The 16,616-nt window shown below is 39.8% G+C and carries 15 protein-coding genes; 5 read left to right on the forward strand and 10 right to left on the reverse strand.

Annotated elements, in window-relative coordinates; all coding sequences use genetic code 11:
* Positions 1 to 284 precede the first annotated feature (284 nt).
* On the forward strand, positions 285 to 3,002 hold the full coding sequence (locus tag F7734_RS00500) for a CHAT domain-containing protein (protein WP_166481653.1): 2,718 nt from the start codon (positions 285 to 287) through the stop codon (positions 3,000 to 3,002).
* Between the two features lie 29 nt (positions 3,003 to 3,031).
* Here F7734_RS00500 and F7734_RS61620 read toward each other — a convergent pair whose 3' ends face one another.
* From F7734_RS61620 to F7734_RS00525, 6 genes are all read right to left on the reverse strand, one after another.
* A complete protein-coding gene (locus F7734_RS61620) occupies positions 3,032 to 3,226 on the reverse strand; it encodes a PIN domain-containing protein (protein ID WP_347566102.1) in 195 nt (64 codons plus the stop codon).
* Positions 3,227 to 3,235: 9 nt separating this feature from the next.
* Positions 3,236 to 3,478 (reverse strand): hypothetical protein, encoded by a 243-nt coding sequence (locus tag F7734_RS61625; protein WP_207713961.1) that lies wholly within the window; start codon positions 3,476 to 3,478, stop codon positions 3,236 to 3,238.
* Complete coding sequence (locus F7734_RS00510) at positions 3,466 to 3,699, reverse strand: hypothetical protein (protein ID WP_155742857.1); 234 nt, start codon at positions 3,697 to 3,699, stop codon at positions 3,466 to 3,468. Before F7734_RS00510 ends, F7734_RS61625 begins: the two co-directional genes overlap by 13 nt.
* Positions 3,700 to 3,977: 278 nt before the next feature.
* On the reverse strand, positions 3,978 to 4,727 hold the full coding sequence (locus tag F7734_RS00515) for a DUF928 domain-containing protein (protein ID WP_155742859.1): 750 nt from the start codon (positions 4,725 to 4,727) through the stop codon (positions 3,978 to 3,980).
* Positions 4,724 to 6,685: a CHASE2 domain-containing protein gene (locus tag F7734_RS00520; RefSeq protein WP_155742861.1), complete on the reverse strand. Its 1,962-nt coding sequence runs from the start codon at positions 6,683 to 6,685 to the stop codon at positions 4,724 to 4,726. Before F7734_RS00520 ends, F7734_RS00515 begins: the two co-directional genes overlap by 4 nt.
* A 12-nt stretch (positions 6,686 to 6,697) precedes the next feature.
* Positions 6,698 to 7,408 carry a response regulator transcription factor gene (locus F7734_RS00525; protein WP_166481654.1) on the reverse strand — a complete coding sequence of 237 codons (711 nt, stop codon included), beginning with the start codon at positions 7,406 to 7,408 and terminating at the stop codon, positions 6,698 to 6,700.
* A 470-nt stretch (positions 7,409 to 7,878) separates the two neighbouring features.
* Here F7734_RS00525 and F7734_RS00530 point away from each other — a divergent pair, with 470 nt between their 5' ends.
* Positions 7,879 to 8,871, forward strand: coding sequence for a DUF932 domain-containing protein (locus tag F7734_RS00530; protein ID WP_155742862.1), 993 nt, complete (start codon positions 7,879 to 7,881; stop codon positions 8,869 to 8,871).
* 290 nt (positions 8,872 to 9,161) lie between these two features.
* Here F7734_RS00530 and F7734_RS00535 read toward each other — a convergent pair whose 3' ends face one another.
* A complete protein-coding gene (locus F7734_RS00535) occupies positions 9,162 to 9,344 on the reverse strand; it encodes a hypothetical protein (RefSeq protein ID WP_243146596.1) in 183 nt (60 codons plus the stop codon).
* 515 nt (positions 9,345 to 9,859) lie between these two features.
* A complete protein-coding gene (locus tag F7734_RS00545) occupies positions 9,860 to 10,159 on the reverse strand; it encodes a hypothetical protein (RefSeq protein WP_347566103.1) in 300 nt (99 codons plus the stop codon).
* 281 nt (positions 10,160 to 10,440) lie between these two features.
* Here F7734_RS00545 and F7734_RS00550 point away from each other — a divergent pair, with 281 nt between their 5' ends.
* Positions 10,441 to 11,286 (forward strand): DNA/RNA non-specific endonuclease, encoded by an 846-nt coding sequence (locus F7734_RS00550; protein ID WP_155742864.1) that lies wholly within the window; start codon positions 10,441 to 10,443, stop codon positions 11,284 to 11,286.
* Here the strand turns inward: F7734_RS00550 and F7734_RS00555 are convergent, their stop codons facing one another.
* Positions 11,287 to 11,718, reverse strand: coding sequence for a nuclease A inhibitor family protein (locus F7734_RS00555; RefSeq protein WP_155742866.1), 432 nt, complete (start codon positions 11,716 to 11,718; stop codon positions 11,287 to 11,289).
* A 405-nt stretch (positions 11,719 to 12,123) separates the two neighbouring features.
* Positions 12,124 to 12,738 (reverse strand): hypothetical protein, encoded by a 615-nt coding sequence (locus tag F7734_RS00560; protein WP_155742867.1) that lies wholly within the window; start codon positions 12,736 to 12,738, stop codon positions 12,124 to 12,126.
* Between the two features lie 813 nt (positions 12,739 to 13,551).
* Here F7734_RS00560 and F7734_RS00565 point away from each other — a divergent pair.
* Entirely contained in the window at positions 13,552 to 14,817 is a 1,266-nt protein-coding gene (locus tag F7734_RS00565) for a protein-glutamate O-methyltransferase CheR (protein WP_155742869.1), read from the forward strand.
* Positions 14,818 to 14,848: 31 nt separating this feature from the next.
* Positions 14,849 to 16,612, forward strand: a complete 1,764-nt coding sequence (locus tag F7734_RS00570; RefSeq protein WP_155742871.1) for a methyl-accepting chemotaxis protein — start codon at positions 14,849 to 14,851, stop codon at positions 16,610 to 16,612.
* Positions 16,613 to 16,616 lie beyond the last annotated feature (4 nt).

The following is a 16,616-nucleotide window of genomic DNA, read 5'->3' on the forward strand; positions in this document are numbered from 1 at the left end:
TTTAAGACTTTATTAAGCTTTAGTTGTGTATTGGTCAGATTCTTAACAACTTACTTTTACAGATAATACACCTCGCTCCTGGGCTGCTGTGGAGCATGGCAAATCAATACAGGAGGCGGAGCCTCGCTTGAAGGCATTCCCAGCCTGAGGCTGGGAACGAGGTGAACGAGGTGAGGGGTTGGGGATCTTGCAGCCACCAGTGTTTTGCAAAAAAATTTTGCTAATTAGTTGTCAACACAGAAAAAGCTGGTAATTTATATGTCATTTACTGCTGGAGTAAGCCTGTGTTAAATCCGTATCGCAAGTCTACTCAAGGTCGATTCCTGGGGACGCTATTTCTTATTAGTCTCGTCTTTTGCTTATCTTTTGCTCAAATTGAAAGAATCATTGCTCAAACTCCTGACGCTAGCCAACTCGTGCAGCAAGGTATTGAGCGATACAAAGCAGGAGACTTTCGAGGTGCGATCGCACCCTGGCAAACAGCTTTAAATTTCTACAAACAAAGCAACAATCACAACAACGAAGCAATTGTCAGTGAGAACTTGGCAAGAGCCTATCAGCAGTTGGGAGATAGTGAAGAAGCACTCAGCTATTGGGAAAAAATTGCAAATTATTACCGCAACTCCGGACAAGCGCAACAATACGGGCGAATGTTGACCGAACAGGCACAAACTTATAGTAATTTGGGACAATCAGGGAAAGCGATCGCTTTATTGTGTGGTGTATCTGACGCGCAATCAAAATCTGACACAAAGCCGCAAGGAGAATCCAATTGTTTGCCAGGAAGTGCTTTACAAATTGCCCGCCAGCAAAAAGATAAACTTGGTGAAGTTGCTGCACTTGGAAGTTTGGGAGAAGCTTACCGTCTCAGGGGTAAGTATGACGCCGCAATTAAGTATTTAGAGCAAGCAGACAAAATTACCGAACCAGCTTATAAATCAAAAATACTCAATAGTCTGGGTAATGCTTACTTTAACAAGGCACAACGGGAGAAGATCCGTGCTGATTCTGCAAAACAATTAAAGATCCCCAAGAGTGATGAGTTTCAGAAAAATGCGATCGCTTATTATACAAAAGCATGGAACTCCTTTCAATCTAGCCTCGGCTTTGCCCGCCAGCAAGATGACAAAGTTACACAAATGCAAGTACTGCTGAATTTAATTCAACTTGATTACCGTCGTCAAGATGAGCAAAATTTGACCTCCGCGTCTTTAAAAACAACACGGGAAAACTCCCAATCTGAGATTCACATACAAGAAGCTTTAAATCTGATCGATAAATTACCGAATTCTCGTAATAAAATCTATGCTGCAATAGATTTAGCTAATTTACCTGAAAGTTCAAAAGATGCATCATTGTCATTAATTCTATGCTCTTCAAAAACCTCTTTAAAGAGAAGACTATCAGATTCACAAGTCAACTCGCTACTCCTCAATGCAGTAAAAACTTCTCAAACTTTGCAAGATTCTCGTTCTGAGTCTTTTGCCTTTGGCTCGCTCGGTCATTATCACGAATGTCGTAAAGAATACAAGCAAGCTTTAGATTTTACTCAAAAAGCATTGTGGTCAGCAGACCAAAAGTTGCAAGCTAGAGATAGCACTTATTTATGGGAGTGGCAAACCGGACGCATATTGAAAGCCCAGAAAAAAGAGTCAGAAGCATTACCATCTTACGAAAGAGCATACACTCTTTTAGAAAAAATTCGCAGTGATATTCTTCTAGCAGAACGGGATTTACAATTTGATTTTCAAGATATTATTAAGCCTCTTTATCTTGAGTTAGCTCAATTAAGGCTAGAAGAAGCTTCATTAGAAGCTCTTAATATTGAAACTCGTAAAATTCAATTAAAAAATGCACTTGAAACTATTGATTCTTTAAGACTAGCAGAATTACAAAACTTCTTTGGTAATGACTGTATATTGACGATTACTAGTGAAAAAAATGTAGATGAATTATTAGGAAGTAATACCGCAGTCTTTAGTTCTATTTTTCTAGAAAACAACATTGCTATTCTGCTTAGTTTACCAAGTGGAGAAAGTCAGCTTGAGTGGATAAAAGAGAGCCGTGAAAATGTCATAGAAGAAATCCAAAAATTTCGCCAAGGTCTCAAAGAAGGAGTTAAAAATCCAATTCCATATGACAGAACACACGCACAAAAGCTGTATGACTGGTTTATTCTTCCTTTTAAAGATAATTTGGACAAAGAACAAATAAAAACACTGGTTTTCGTCCAAGATGGAATCTTGCGTACTGTTCCAATGGCAGCCCTCTATGACAAGGAACAGAAGAAATTCCTGGTAGAAGATTACGATCTTGCCAATACTCCTAGTTTGAAATTAACCGCACCTAAAGCTCTGAATCGACAAGAAGAGCGTGCTTTGATTTTGGGTTTAACCAAACAAGTAGAAGTTGATGGAAATATATACTTAGAGTTACCTAATGTTCGCTCAGAAATTGATACATTGAAAGAGCGATTTCCCAAGAATAAACCGCTGATCAATGAAGAATTTAATCGTGAGAAATTGAATCAAGAACTTAACAAAACGGTTTATCCAATCGTTCACATTGCTACACATGCTCAGTTTGGTACAATTCCAGAAGATACCTTTATAGTCACTGGAAATAACAACAAGCTCACTATTAATGAATTAGAAACTTCGCTCCGTCAAGTAAATGGTGGATCTCGCGCAGTAGAATTGCTAGCATTAACTGCTTGTCAAACGGCTTTGGGTGATGAACGCGCTGCTCTTGGTTTAGCTGGTGTTGCTGTACAAGCTGGAGTGAGAAGCGCTTTAGCAACCCTTTGGTCCGTTTCAGATGAATCGACGTTAAAGTTGATTACAGAGTTTTATGGTGGTTTAAAATCAGGAATGAGTAAAGCCAAAGCTTTAAGTACAGCCCAGCGAAAATTAATTCAAGCTAAAAAAATAGAAGATATCAACGATCAGTATGATAATCCTGCTTTCTGGGCACCATTTATTATGATTGGAAATTGGCTTTGATTAATACTCCTGACTCAAAAGGCTCTGCTTTAAGGAGAAGAAATTTGAGAGAGCAAAACCACTGATATGCTAAGGACACTTTGAAAGCGTTGGTCATTGGTTATGAAAGTCGAACACTGAGTTAAGATTGCTGTTGCTGCATGGATGGCATCAGGTAATTTAATGTTGACATTGGCACGGAGTTGTGCAGCTTCAATTAAAATATCACGAGAAACAGGAATCACCGATAAATTCTAGGAGTTAGTGATAAATTGTTTGTATATCTGTTGTTGTGTTAAGTTCTGATTCTGAAAAGGTTTTACCAATGCCTCAACCAGTGACAGTTCACTTGTGACAGCAATCAAATCGCCTTGAGTAATTCTTTGGAATAGCTGAGTCAAATCTTGAAGATATGCTGGATATCCTTCTAAAGCATAAATCAAGATATTTGTATCAAGATAAACTTTGTTACCTTGAATAGCATCTATGATTCCCATGTATCCCGTTCGTTGCGAATAAACCGATCGACTTCTTGTGGTGTAGCAAAGTTACCTCTAGCAGTTCCAATAAAGCTAGTCAAAGATTGTTCTGGTTTCTTTGGAGGTGATTCTAAAAGTACAATAACTTCCACAGTTGCGCCTAATGGCAGTTCTGGCGACGAGATTTCTACTACACCTCCGGGCTTGACAATTGCCTTTTGCCTGATTTCACTAAGCATAGTTTTTCCTCGTTAATAACTATTGGTGAAAATACTCTTTCTACGCTATCCTAAACGAGCATCTTCTGACAACAAGCCAACTTCAGTATCGCGTAGCCCGTATCGATCGCAATTTATTACGATCGGTACTGTCTCGATCCGGTACCAAGGCTTGTGAATTCAGCACAGCAGGCTCTCTTGCGCCATTTAGGAGGCGGAGCCTCTACTTAGGCATTCCCAGCCTGAGGCTGGGAACGAGGTGGGAACGAGGTGGGACAAAGTTTCAATGCCCCTCACATTTAATGTGTTGGGCTACTATTAGAAATTTGCCTTAAGCGATCGCTACGTTTTTGCATTTCTTGACGTTGAACATCTGTTAATGTCTTTGTTGCATCTGGTTCTTCTAATGTTGCTAAATCTTGTAGGAGGGTTGAAACTATCTTTGCTGGTTTTTTCTCGTGAGAAAGTTTAAGAGCTTCATCGAAGGCGTCATACCATAAACCGGCTTCAGCATATAAGTCTGCTTTTTTGGTTCCGTCTTTTGTTATGGAAAGTTGTTTTGACAGGGAAGAGGGCATTTCTACTACCGTAAACTCTGCTCTTTCTACTAAATATTCCTGCTGACAATTGATAACAGTTTGCAAAAGGTATTTTTGCCCTACAGTTAATCCTGGTTGATTTTCTGGTAAGGAGTATTTGTTAATACCTGAAGAACTTGACACTAATACTGGTTGACCGATTGATTTTGATGGTTCATTTTTAGCATCAAACTCAAAAATTTGGAACTCTACTGGATAAGAATTAGATACAAACCAAGCGAATGTGGGGTAACGAGAAGTTGTTTCTCCAATGTGTTTTTTAGGTGCAAGTATTGTTAAGGGTATTTTATCTTGCGGACATCCCCTTCCACCTCCTGTTCGAGTATAGTCACTAGGAGGCTTTTGACTGCGAGGGGGTACGTAACGCGCTATGGCTAAGGAAGCCGTTGTTAAAGATATACTTAGGATACAGCCACTTACTAGCCAGGGGTTTAAAAGTTGTTTTTTCATAAGCTGCGTTGTAAATTTTTTGTTAAAAATTTCAATTTTCTCTGAAAATATGCCTTCAGCCTAGATTTCATTGTTGAAATCCAACTCCTAGTACCTGCAAAAGGCCAAGTTAACTCACACACAGTTCCTTTAGGCGTCGCACGCTCTCGGTTAAAATATCCTCCTAGTTGTTTTGCCAAATTTTTACTGTCTTTGGTTCCTTTGCTTTCATAGTTGGAACGGATACCCAATCCATTATCTCTAATTTTTAGACTATACCATCCTTGTTGTTTTGTTCCTGTAGCAGATAAACGCGTGACTCCCTCAGCGTGTTTTCCAACATTGCATAAAGCTTCTTCAAGAAATTGACAAAGTTCTCGCTTGCGTTCAATAGTTAAAAATTGCTCTTCTAAAGGGTCAAAGGAGCGAACTTTAACTTTGAGAGTTTGAAAGTAGGGAAGATTTCGTTCAATAGTACTACTGTAAACTTCATAGAAAAGTTCATGAATTGGACGCTTTAAATTTATTTTTAAGCCACTTCCCAAACGGAGGCTTTCTTCTAGATTAAGAGTTTGTCGTGTTAAATATTCACCAATATCTCTGATTTCTAAATTCAAATTTTTTAAATTAGTTAGTAATTCTTCTTTAGATAGCTCGTGATTTTGTACATTCCTTAACAGCGCGGCTAAGGTTTGTAATGGTCCATTGTGGATTTCTGTGAATGCCATCTCAATGGTGTGTTGTCGTATCACAATTTGAGCTTTTAAAGATTGCTCATACTGATAGCAAGCACTCAGCAAAAAATTTATTCCTAAAATTAATAAGACTGGCGCTACAGGTATCCACAAACCCCAAATAAGCAATGTATAATAGCTTATTGCAATCAAAGCACTACTACTTAAACTAACAGCAAACAGGTTGCGCCACGGGGATTTAATCATCAAACTTAAACCAATGGTAATGGAACCCCAACCTAGTATCCATATATATTCCCACTCCTCTGACCAAGTTTTTATAAGTGGTCGCGATCCCAAAACAGCATTAATAATTTGACTGACAGCATGAGCATGAAATTCGACTCCATAAATCTGTCCGTGCAATTTCAATCCAGAAATTGCTGAGGTATTAAACAAGTCACCAGCACTAATCGCTGTCATACCAATCATGACAATGCGATCGCGTATCCAATCGGGTTGAAAATTTTCCGTTTTGATATCGTTAAGTGATACTATTCTAAATAGTTCTGTTCCATTGCGAAAATTGAGCAGAACTTGAACCCCTCCTGCATCAGTTCCCACATACCCGCCAAAGTTGGGTAAAAAGCGAGGAAGTTCAGTAGCAGCAAATCTCATAGTGTGGCTGTCAGATATTCCATTTTTAAGAGGAATATCTTTCTGAGATAAATAAGCTTCTGCTAAACGCAGAGAAAAAGAAAATTTATAGTCATTAGAGTCTAAAGGATTTGGTGCGCCAAGGAGAATGCGCCTGTATTTAGTATCTTTATCGGGAATAATATCCGAAAATCCAATTCGTTCAGAGGGTAAATTTGGTATTGAAGAAAACCGATCGGGTAGGAATATTTTCTCAATACCAATGAAGTTTTTGCTTTGCCTTGCAAGCTCGACGAGTTCCTTACGACCGGGTTCTACGGGTACGTTTCTTGCAATATCAAGTCCAATTGCTATCGGTTTGTAAGCCTGCAATTTTTTGATAATTTCAGTAATTTCTCCATCCGGTATTGGGTATTTTCCTACACTTTCGATATCAGCTTCATTAATGCCAACTATCAAAATTTTTTCCTCTACCGATTCATAGGAGCGCCAACTCAGAAAGATATCAAAAATTCCCCATTCTAAGAATTGCAGCCAACCACTCAGACGAGCTATTATGACCAATAAAACAACAACTAATCCCAACCGTTTTCCCAAACGCAAAATAGTACATTTCTCTTTTAAGAGCCTCCAAATATCTCGCTGCATACTATTAATAACCTAGTCAATCAAACCTTCTTCTCTAGCCCTAATTTCAGTTTCAATTCTGATATTCTTGCCATCTTTCTTGCAATCTTCAGGATAAACACCTAAAACGTCTTGGACTTTAGTCCAGTAATTACGTACCGTGCGTTCAGCAACAACCATCCTATCTGCGATCGCTCTATCTGTTAATCCTTCTTCAAAAGCTAACCTCAGAAGCTCTAACCACTCTGGTTTTACTTCTATTTTTCTTCCTAAATCCCTTGTATGGGTTCCTCCCTCAATAGCAAGATGTATTCTGGTTAGCATCTCCTGTTCGGAAAGCCCTTTATCAGCGACTGTAAACCCTGCTTGATGATTATCTATCTCGTGTCTAATTCGTGCTAAAGCCTTAACGTAACTGCTTTGCACCATAAGATTAAGATTGGGATAATTTTTCATTAAGTTTTGCAGGAGTTGCAAACCTGTATCAATTTGGGCTGTCATCCCTGGTTGTTCCGGAATAGAAAGATCTACAACAACGAGATCGGGCTGAGAGTTTGATAACTGCTTAACAGCATCTTGTGCAGTTTTAGCTGTGAGGAACTCAGCAGTTGGGTACTGTTGGCGCAATATATCAAGAGTTCCACCTAAAATTAACTGGTGGTCATCGATGACAAGAAGTTTTAACTTTGCTCGCTGTGCTAAATTTTGGCTCATCATTAAATCTTTCAAATTTGTTGTCATCATTTTAGTGGATAGTGGATAGTGGATAGTGGATAGTGGATAGTAGATAGTGGATAGTGGATAGTAGATAGTGGATAGTGGATAGTGGATAGTGGATAGTGGTCAAATCCGGACATTAGGAGCGATGTAGCTACTAACAACTAACCACTATCCACTAACAACTAACAGCTTTTTTGCAATACGTGCTTCTGATTGTAATGAAGGAATAAAAAGCAGTCCAGGCAGAAAACTGCACACTATTGTGCTCACCAAAGTATGTTAATTAACTTTGCAGAAATTAATAACGTACAGTAGATTTCAACTTGGTGAGGTACAAAAATTACCCCCCTCTGTCCCCCCAAGGTATCGGGGGGATGAAAGGGGGGTGAACCTCATTCAGAAGCAAAGCGCTGTAAGTTTACCGCTCGTGCTAAGGAGTCATTTTTTTTAGATACACAAGTGTTACAATAATGTATTCGCTTGGAGGTTTGCATATGGCACACCAATTTGAGTCTGGATTTTTCGTAGCCAAAGCTGCATGGCACGGTTTGGGAACAGTTTTAAATAAACCACCTACTACCTCAGAAGCAATAGTCCAAGCGGGACTCAATTGGCGGGTGATGGAAGAGCCAATATATCGACTCACAGAAGAACAAGAAGTTTTGCACAAAAACCTGATTCGAGATAGCGATCGCCACATTCTAGGAACAGTTAAGTACGACTACGTACCCCTGCAAAATCAGGATGCTTTCCGGTGGTTTGACCCATTGATTGAAAAAGGGGGTGTAGAACTGGAAGCGGCTGGTAGTCTTCAGCAAGGTAAGAGAGTTTGGGTTCTGGCAAAAATCGTTTCTACTGAAGCCGCTATTCTCCCTGGAGACTGGGTGCGCCCCTACTTGTTATTGCACAACTCTCATGATGGCTCATCAGCTGTATGGATTCAATTTACTCCAATTCGTGTCGTCTGCTGGAATACTCTCAGTGGAGCTGCTGCACATCGCTTTGGAGATTTATGGAAGAAGAAGGCAATTTGTATCCCCCATACTATCGATCTCCAAGCTCAACTGGCTAAAGTACAGGATTTAGTTAACTTAACAAAGCGGGAGTTTCATTTCAGCGTTGAAGAGTACCAAGCAATGGCAAATCAGGAACTCAACAGCGAACTATTTGCAACATACACGGGAGCGGTTTTAGGCATTCCCAGTCCTAGAATGCATCCTGATTGGAATCAACTTCTGGCTAACTTTGAGAATGGAATTGGGAATCAAGGCAAGACTCTTTGGGATGCTTACAACGCTATCACTCAATGGTTAGATCGTCAAAGAGGGACATCAGATGCAGAGAGATTAGAATCTACTTGGTTCGGTGCTAATGCTCAACTGCGTGTCAAAGCACATCAAGTCGCTTTAGACATGGTTCGTAATGCTCATAAAACTCGTGTGTACGACGTTTTAAAAGTGCGTAGATGTGAAGCCACTTGTTGCTAGCAAGATACCCGACTTTTGCAAAGTAGCGAAGTCGGGTATCTGGGAAAAGTAAGAAAGCGATCGCAGGTGCATTATGTGGCGTTATTCCAACGCTCAAACAAGATACTCGTTAGATTCCTCCTTTTTTACGAAGAAACTCAAACAAGTAGTCCCGTTGTTCTGTAGGTAACCTTTCAATGTAATGAATAATTTCTTGGAAAGTCATCAGAGAATTTTCTCTAAAGTAAACCCTACCTTTGCTAACTGTATTTTCATCTCTAAATTAAAAGCTTCAGCCCCTATTCTACCATTTAATAAACTTCATCATAACTACCAATGTCAATCAATAAAATAACCATTTCTAACAAATTTTCATCCTCAGAGGAATTAAAGATAATTCTACAATCATAAGCAACAGAACAAGACCACAACCCCTCTAAGTCTCCTGTTAACTTATGAGACTTCAAAGACGGTGTAAATGGATCGTTTGCCAAAATCCTTAATACCTGAACAATTTGATTCTTTCATTGCGGGTTTTTATTGTAATCTTCCTAAAAGACCGCTTAAATCCACTACTCCAGACAACTTCCATCATCATCTCCTAGTAGATCGGCGATCAAATCATCAACGCTTCCCCTATGATCTGTCCCATCCTTAAAAGCCTGCATCACTTCCCGAGCATTAGCCAAAATTTCAACCCGCCGATTTTCAATTCGTTGCTGGCAAAGAAACTCAAATAAATACTCTCGCTCTTCTTATGGTAAACTTTCAATGGAATTAATAATTTCTTGTAAAGTCATCACAGAACTGCCTCCAAAGTAAACCCTACCTTTACTAACTCTATTTTAATCTCTCAATCCAAAGCCTCAGCCTCTTACATTTGTGCAACGCGATTGCAACAAGTTCGTCTGGTCGCTCGGCTCGGTGTAAATTGTCACTTGGTAGATCGTACATTGTCAATTACTCAAAACACCGAGTTTTCCCAGAATTTCATATCGGTTTGCTCCCGTTACGCGGCTGAAAATGTTCTCAATTCCAGCCGGATTGGTGAAATAAACTGCTTGTCTTCACGGATATTAAACTCCTGGAAGCTGTGGAAGAGGTTTGCACCGCGAACTGCTCCACCATCAATGCGATCGCTATTGATTCCTCGGCTTAAAATATCGCGTACCACAACTGAATTTTCAGCACCTAACGTTGTATCAGTTGTAATCTGTCCCCAATCGCGATCGCAACAGTTAGCGACTAAAATAATTCCTAGCCCTAACTTCCAGCACCAACCCCACTTATTGAGATGCACTACTCTCATTAGCCCCTAAAGTCGCTTGCTCTAACTACAATAAACCGGAGGCGACTGTGAAGGTTGTTACGATATGTAAATTACTTGTTTTAAATTCACCAGTTCAAAATTTCGACTTCTCTAAAATATGGTTTGGAAAGTATTGTAGGTTAAAGAATACAAAGAAAGCGGGAGTATTTAGGGTGATATCGCCACCCCTGCCATTACGAGCAAATCCTAGTATACTGGAGTTTAGAATATTTTCATCTTCCGGTTAAGGTTCACAGTTTTCTAAAGTTTCGCATAAACGAATGTTTGCCTCCAAAAAATTTCTTATTTTGCTCATTACACTTCTCCTGACACTGACTGTCGGATGTACAATTCTTTTTCCAAAACAGGTTGCTACTAACCCTCACTTAGCATTTGGCAATCCAAGTAACGCCAGTAAAACTGACCCCAATAATTATTTAATAGAAAAACCTCAATATGTACTTTCATACAATAGAGATAAAGGAATTCCAAACTGGGTCAGTTGGGAATTAAATCAGTCCTGGTTGGGCGAAGCACCACGGTCTAATAATTTTCGTCCTGATGATACCCTTCCGGAAGGTTGGTACCATGTCGCTCCCAACGATTACACGAAAAGCGGTTTTGACAAAGGACACATGGTACCTTCTGCAGATCGCAGCAATAATCCTGAAAATAATGCTGCTACTTTTTTAATGACAAATATCATTCCCCAAGCACCTGATAACAATCAAGGTTACTGGGCGCGTCTGGAAGATTATGAGAGAACTCTAGCTAATCAAGGTAATGAGTTGCATATCATATCAGGAGTTTACGGTGAGAAAGGAACTATTGCTCAAGGAAAAGTTTCTATTCCCGCTAGAATATTTAAAATTATTGTAGTGACACCACCTAATGAAAGTGTAAATAGCATTAATGAATTTACAAGAATTATTGCTGTTGATACTCCTAATATAAATGGAAATCGCGATGCTGATTGGACTGAGTTTTTAACAAGTGTTGATGCTATTGAAAAAGAGACAGGTTATGATTTTCTATCTCATGTTAATCCTTCTACACAAAATATTGTAGAATCTAAAATTGCTCAAGTAACAGATCTAAAATTAAAGAGCAGAACGCGCAAGAAATAACTAAGTTTCTACTACTTTTGTAGACAGCCCTGCTAAACGTTCGTTCGCTGTTTTACCTATGATATAAACATCAATATTGATAGTTCCAAAACGCATCACTTTGATGTTGTTAAGGTTTTCCTTCAAGATTTTGACAAGATTTTGAAACTTCTTGACAGTCTTTTTGTCTTCTGAACTATGCCAGTCTTGTTCTGCGATCGCAACTTGAAAAAAAGAGTCAAGTTCAACAATCTCAACAGGCGTATCTAAAGGAAGCCCTATTTTTTGAATAACCAACTCAGGCGTAATATCCTTTTCTGCGGAATCATCCCAAAGAAAGACTTCAAAAGGATACTCAGACTCGCTCATAAACAACAAGCCATCTGATGCTTGTTTTAGAACGTTAATCAAACCTGAGTGTTCTTGACCGGAAATTCTTGGCGACTTGCTCATACATTCACAAAAACTACCTTACTATATTTTGTCTGTTGTCAGCTCCCAACCTACAAAAATTCTTATCCAAGCAGCGCTCATCCATAATACTGATACGAATTATACTCAAGACCCTCGTTCCTTACTAGAGTTTGTGTAGCTGATAAATTTGCTGCAGAACTGGAAGCGTTAGCGCCTGATTTTACTGAGTTAGCGATCGCAATCATATTCGGATAACAGTGCAGACCCTGTTGACTACTAATACCATTTTGTCAGCAGTCTAGGTTTTTTATAAGTATCAGATGTCGTTGGGAGGCGGAGCCTCCCATAAGGCATTCCCAGGCGGAGCCTGGGAACGAGGTGAGGGATCGGACTGATGGTTCGCCAACAGTATCCTTCAAGAAGCCGGGGATATAACTAACCAATCTAACCCTTTAAAATACCAACCAATATGCTGGCTAATTCTGTTAATTCTTCTGGAACTCGGTATAGCTTAAAATCTTCAATCACCTGTTTTTCTTGACGTTTGTATATACCAAATCGCCAATCTTCACCAGTTGTGACTGCTCCAAATAAAATCGGAGTATCTGAAGTCGTCCATTGGTCTAGCGCTATTAACTCTACAGCTAATTGTGTAAAACCTCTACTTAAATCGGATTGCTTAGCTTCAATCACCAATAATCCTCTACCTCTATTAATATAGTAATCGAAACTACCTTTCAAGTAATCATTAACGCTAACAGGATATTCAATATTCAACTGAGTTTCTGTTATTTCACAAACTTCAAAAAGAATTGGTGCGATTATAGCCTGTTTCCGTGCATCCTCGCTTAATAGCTTAACGCGCCTTATATTCCGTTCAATAATCAGACCCAATCCTTCAGTTCTGTTCAAGTCCCATTCCGATTTAGGCAACTGCAATTTTTGTCTTTCATAGGAACATCCTAGTTCTGCAAGAATATCCTCTGGAGAGAATGGCAACTCAAAATATTTACTAAATGTATAGCTTTGACCGGGTTGAAGAATACGCGGACGACTCATAACTCTTTAACTGAATCTGTTCTTGATTAATCAGACATCCTAATACTACAACGAGACTTTTACGAAGCAATGAATGTTTTAGACCCTGATTCAAGAAAAAGACGAACCTCAAAAACTGATATAGCCAGGGTGTGCGATAGCGAATCGCACCAAATTCGATCTCTTGTTGTAGTACTACTCCCGAAACGCTCTAAAATTACCGATCTTTGTAGGGTGGGCACAGAAGCGCCCTGTCAAGGTGACTCATAAAATTTTGATTCAGGTGGCGATTTCTCTTGTTTTCTCTCTGCGTACTCTGCGTACTCTGCGGTTCAAAAGTTATTTATTTAACCACAAAGGTGCAGAGTACGCAGAGCTAAGAGGAGGGAGAGCTATCAATTTCCCGAAGTTTTTATCCACCTTGACAGGGCGCTTGTGGGCACTGCCCACCCTACTGTTTAGCTACTGTTTAGGTAATCTTCTTGCGGGAAGTGTGGGTTCATGCGGCTTCGCCACACCTACGATGTTATCTTAAATCTTAATACTTAAAACCTCATGAGAAACCGGAAATATTACAATTTGTCAAAATGTATTTTAAATGACCAACTTTGGAACTTGTCAAAGTATCTTTATTCTCCCAATGATGGGGAAATCATAGATAGATTTTCATTGTTGCATATTGCTTGTGTTATGCTGGTTTGCCTAATTGAGATGCTCTTACCCTGCTACTTCTAAAACCCGGAGATCGTGAAGTCTATATTGACAAAAGTACGATAAAATATAATTCGTGAAAAAATAGTATTTTTGGCTTAGCTCGTTTAGACAAGCTGAATCATGACTCAGTTATCAATTGAGAATTTACTGAAACAGAAGATAGGCTTAGATCCGAGTACCCTTGGCTCTGTCACCATTAAGAGAGCAATTTCTCAATGCATGGTAAATTGTGGTTTGACTGACATAACAGATTACCTGGCACGATTGCAAACATCAACTCAGGAACTAGAACAATTGATTGAAATGGTAGTCGTGCCAGAGACGTGGTTTTTTCGGGACAGAGAACCTTTTGTATTTTTAAGCCGCTATGTCATGTCTGAATGGTTGCCAAACCATCGCGATCGAGTCATGCGTGTCTTGAGTATACCATGTTCAACAGGTGAAGAACCATACTCGATCGCGATCGCACTGACTGAAGCGGGGTTAGCTACCAAAAATTTTTCTATTGATGCTGTTGACATCAGTAAAAAGTCACTCACCAAAGCAAGCCTTGCTATTTATAGCAGAAATTCCTTTCGAGGTAACAACAAAGAGATACGGGATCGCTATTTTACCCAAGTTGGAGAGCAATATCAGTTGTACGACTCCATAAAAAATACCGTTAACTTCATACACGGTAATCTACTTGACCCCTCTTTTCTTATAGAGAAAGTTCCTTATGATGTAATTTTTTGTCGCAATGTATTAATTTATTTTAATAATTTAGCACAAAAAAAAACATTCCAAGCTTTGGAACGTTTATTAGTAGATAATGGATTGCTCTTGGTTGGACATTCTGAAACACAATTATTAACCCCCAAATTTGTGACTATGCGACACCCTCTTGCTTTTGTCTATCAAAAGCAGGAGGATAAAAATCAGGAGTTAAAGTATGAAAGAAAATTAACAAATAAAAAAGAGCCTAAATTCAACCCGAAACTAGACGTGTCAATCACTTCAACAGAAATTTTGAAGAAACCAAAAGAAGCGGAAACCATCTCCTTAAATAAGACAAAGAGTCATGATTCTACAAATGTCCCAACCTCTACCCTCAAAACTGCCCAAACTCTGGCGGAGCGAGGACAGTTACATGAAGCTATTAACTTATGTGAAATCTATTTGCATGAAGAACCAACCAGCGCAGATGCTTATCTTCTGTTAGGACAACTATGTCGAATACAAGGAAACGAACAACAGGCTGAACAATGCTTTCAAAAAGCGATTTATTTAGAACCAAATCATTATGAAGCACTTATCCATCTAGTCCTACTTAAAGAACGTCGTGGAGATATTGCCAATGCAGACGTTATCCGACAGCGAATTCAAAGACTGCAAAAAAATTTATAATTAATAGAAAATTTGCTCATTTAAATTAACCATGAATCAACTCCTACCTTTCAATAAAAAAAACAAGAGTTTAGAAGGACGTCTGTTCTTCGCATTCTTATTCATGGGGTTAATCGTATTAATTGTGTCAATAATTGGCTGGATAGCGACTAACCGGCTAAGCACCCACATCCACACACTGGGAAATGATGCTTTTCCCAGCGTAGTGAATTTATGGAAAATCAAGGAAGGTCAGACTCAGATTCAGTCCTCAGAAAGGTCACAGCTCAATCCAGCAACCAGTCCGGAAACAAGGCAAAATGATTCAATCAGAATTAAAAATGCTTGGAAGCAAATCAACGAAGGGTTTAGCGAATACGAAAAACTGACTCGCGATCCAGAACAAGATGAATTATATAAAACATTTCTGCCACTATGGAATAAATGGAAGGAAGGCGAGCAGGAATATCAACAGCTGAATCAAGCATTTGAGAGGCTTGGTATCCTCAATCCTCGGCAAGTACAGATTAATTTATTGACCAAAGGGAAAGCTAATTCACCAGAATTCGCAGCCGCCCAAGCAGCAGTTGAAGTGCTTGATAAGATGAATGAGCAAACAATAGCGAAGAAAGTCCCTACTTTTAAGGAAGCCACAGATGCACTGCTAGCACTCTTAACATATAACGAGAATTTGGCAGCAGATGCTCGGCAATCAGCTGCTGCTGATGTGAGACAATCCACATTCTGGATATTAGGCGGTTTACTAGTTGGTCCAGTCGTAGCAGTGATTTTTGGTAAGTACTTTAGTAATACGATCGCTCTTCCATTGGGTGCCAAAATTGCCGGAGTTGTGGGAGTAGCAGAACGCATCTCGATAGGCGATCTCACCACTCAAGTCGAAGTCACCGAGGAGGAGGATGAAATTGGAAAATTACTCACCGCTTTCCGCGCCATGAGTCAAAATCTAAATTCGTTAATTCATCAAGTGCAGCAGTCTGGAGTTCAGATTACCACCTCAGCCACTCAAATAGCTGCCTCAGGCAAACAATTGGAAGCAACCGTGGCGGAGCAAGTTGCTTCTACAAACGAGGTTGTAGCCACAGCGAAGCAAATTGCCACAACTTCTGGGAAACTTGTGAAAACAATGGATGAAGTTGCTGAAACCTCGCAAGTCACTGCTGCGGCTGCAGATGACTCTCAAAAAGACCTCTCTCGCATGGAAGCAACGATGCGTAAGTTAGCAGGTGCTACGAGTGGGATTTCTGGGAAACTGGGAGTCATCAGCGAAAAAGCGAACAATATTAATAGTATTGTCACAACCATCACGAAAGTGGCCGACCAAACCAATCTGCTTTCTCTCAACGCGGCGATAGAAGCCGAAAAAGCCGGAGAGTATGGTATGGGTTTTGCTGTTGTCGCCAGAGAAATTCGTCGCTTAGCCGATCAGACAGCCGTCGCCACCTTGGATATCGAGAGCATGGTCAAAGAAATGCAATCAGCGGTTTCGACTGGGGTGATGGAAATGGATAAGTTCACAAAAGAAGTCGAACATGGTGTTGAAGGTGTTCAGAATATCAGCATGCAAATCGGTTCAATTATTGAGCAAGTGCAAGTTCTGACTCCACGTTTTCAAATGGTAAGTGAGGGTATGGAAGCTCAGTCAGAAAGTGCTCAGCAAATCAGTGAAGCGATGGTACAGCTCAGTGAAGCTTCCTTACAAACCGCTGATTCACTGCGTGGGATTAACATTGCCATTGGGCAATTGAACGAAGCATCACATGGCTTACGTCAAGAAGTTTCTCGCTTTAAAGTCTAGTTCT

It is taken from the genome of Scytonema sp. UIC 10036 (assembly GCF_009725235.1).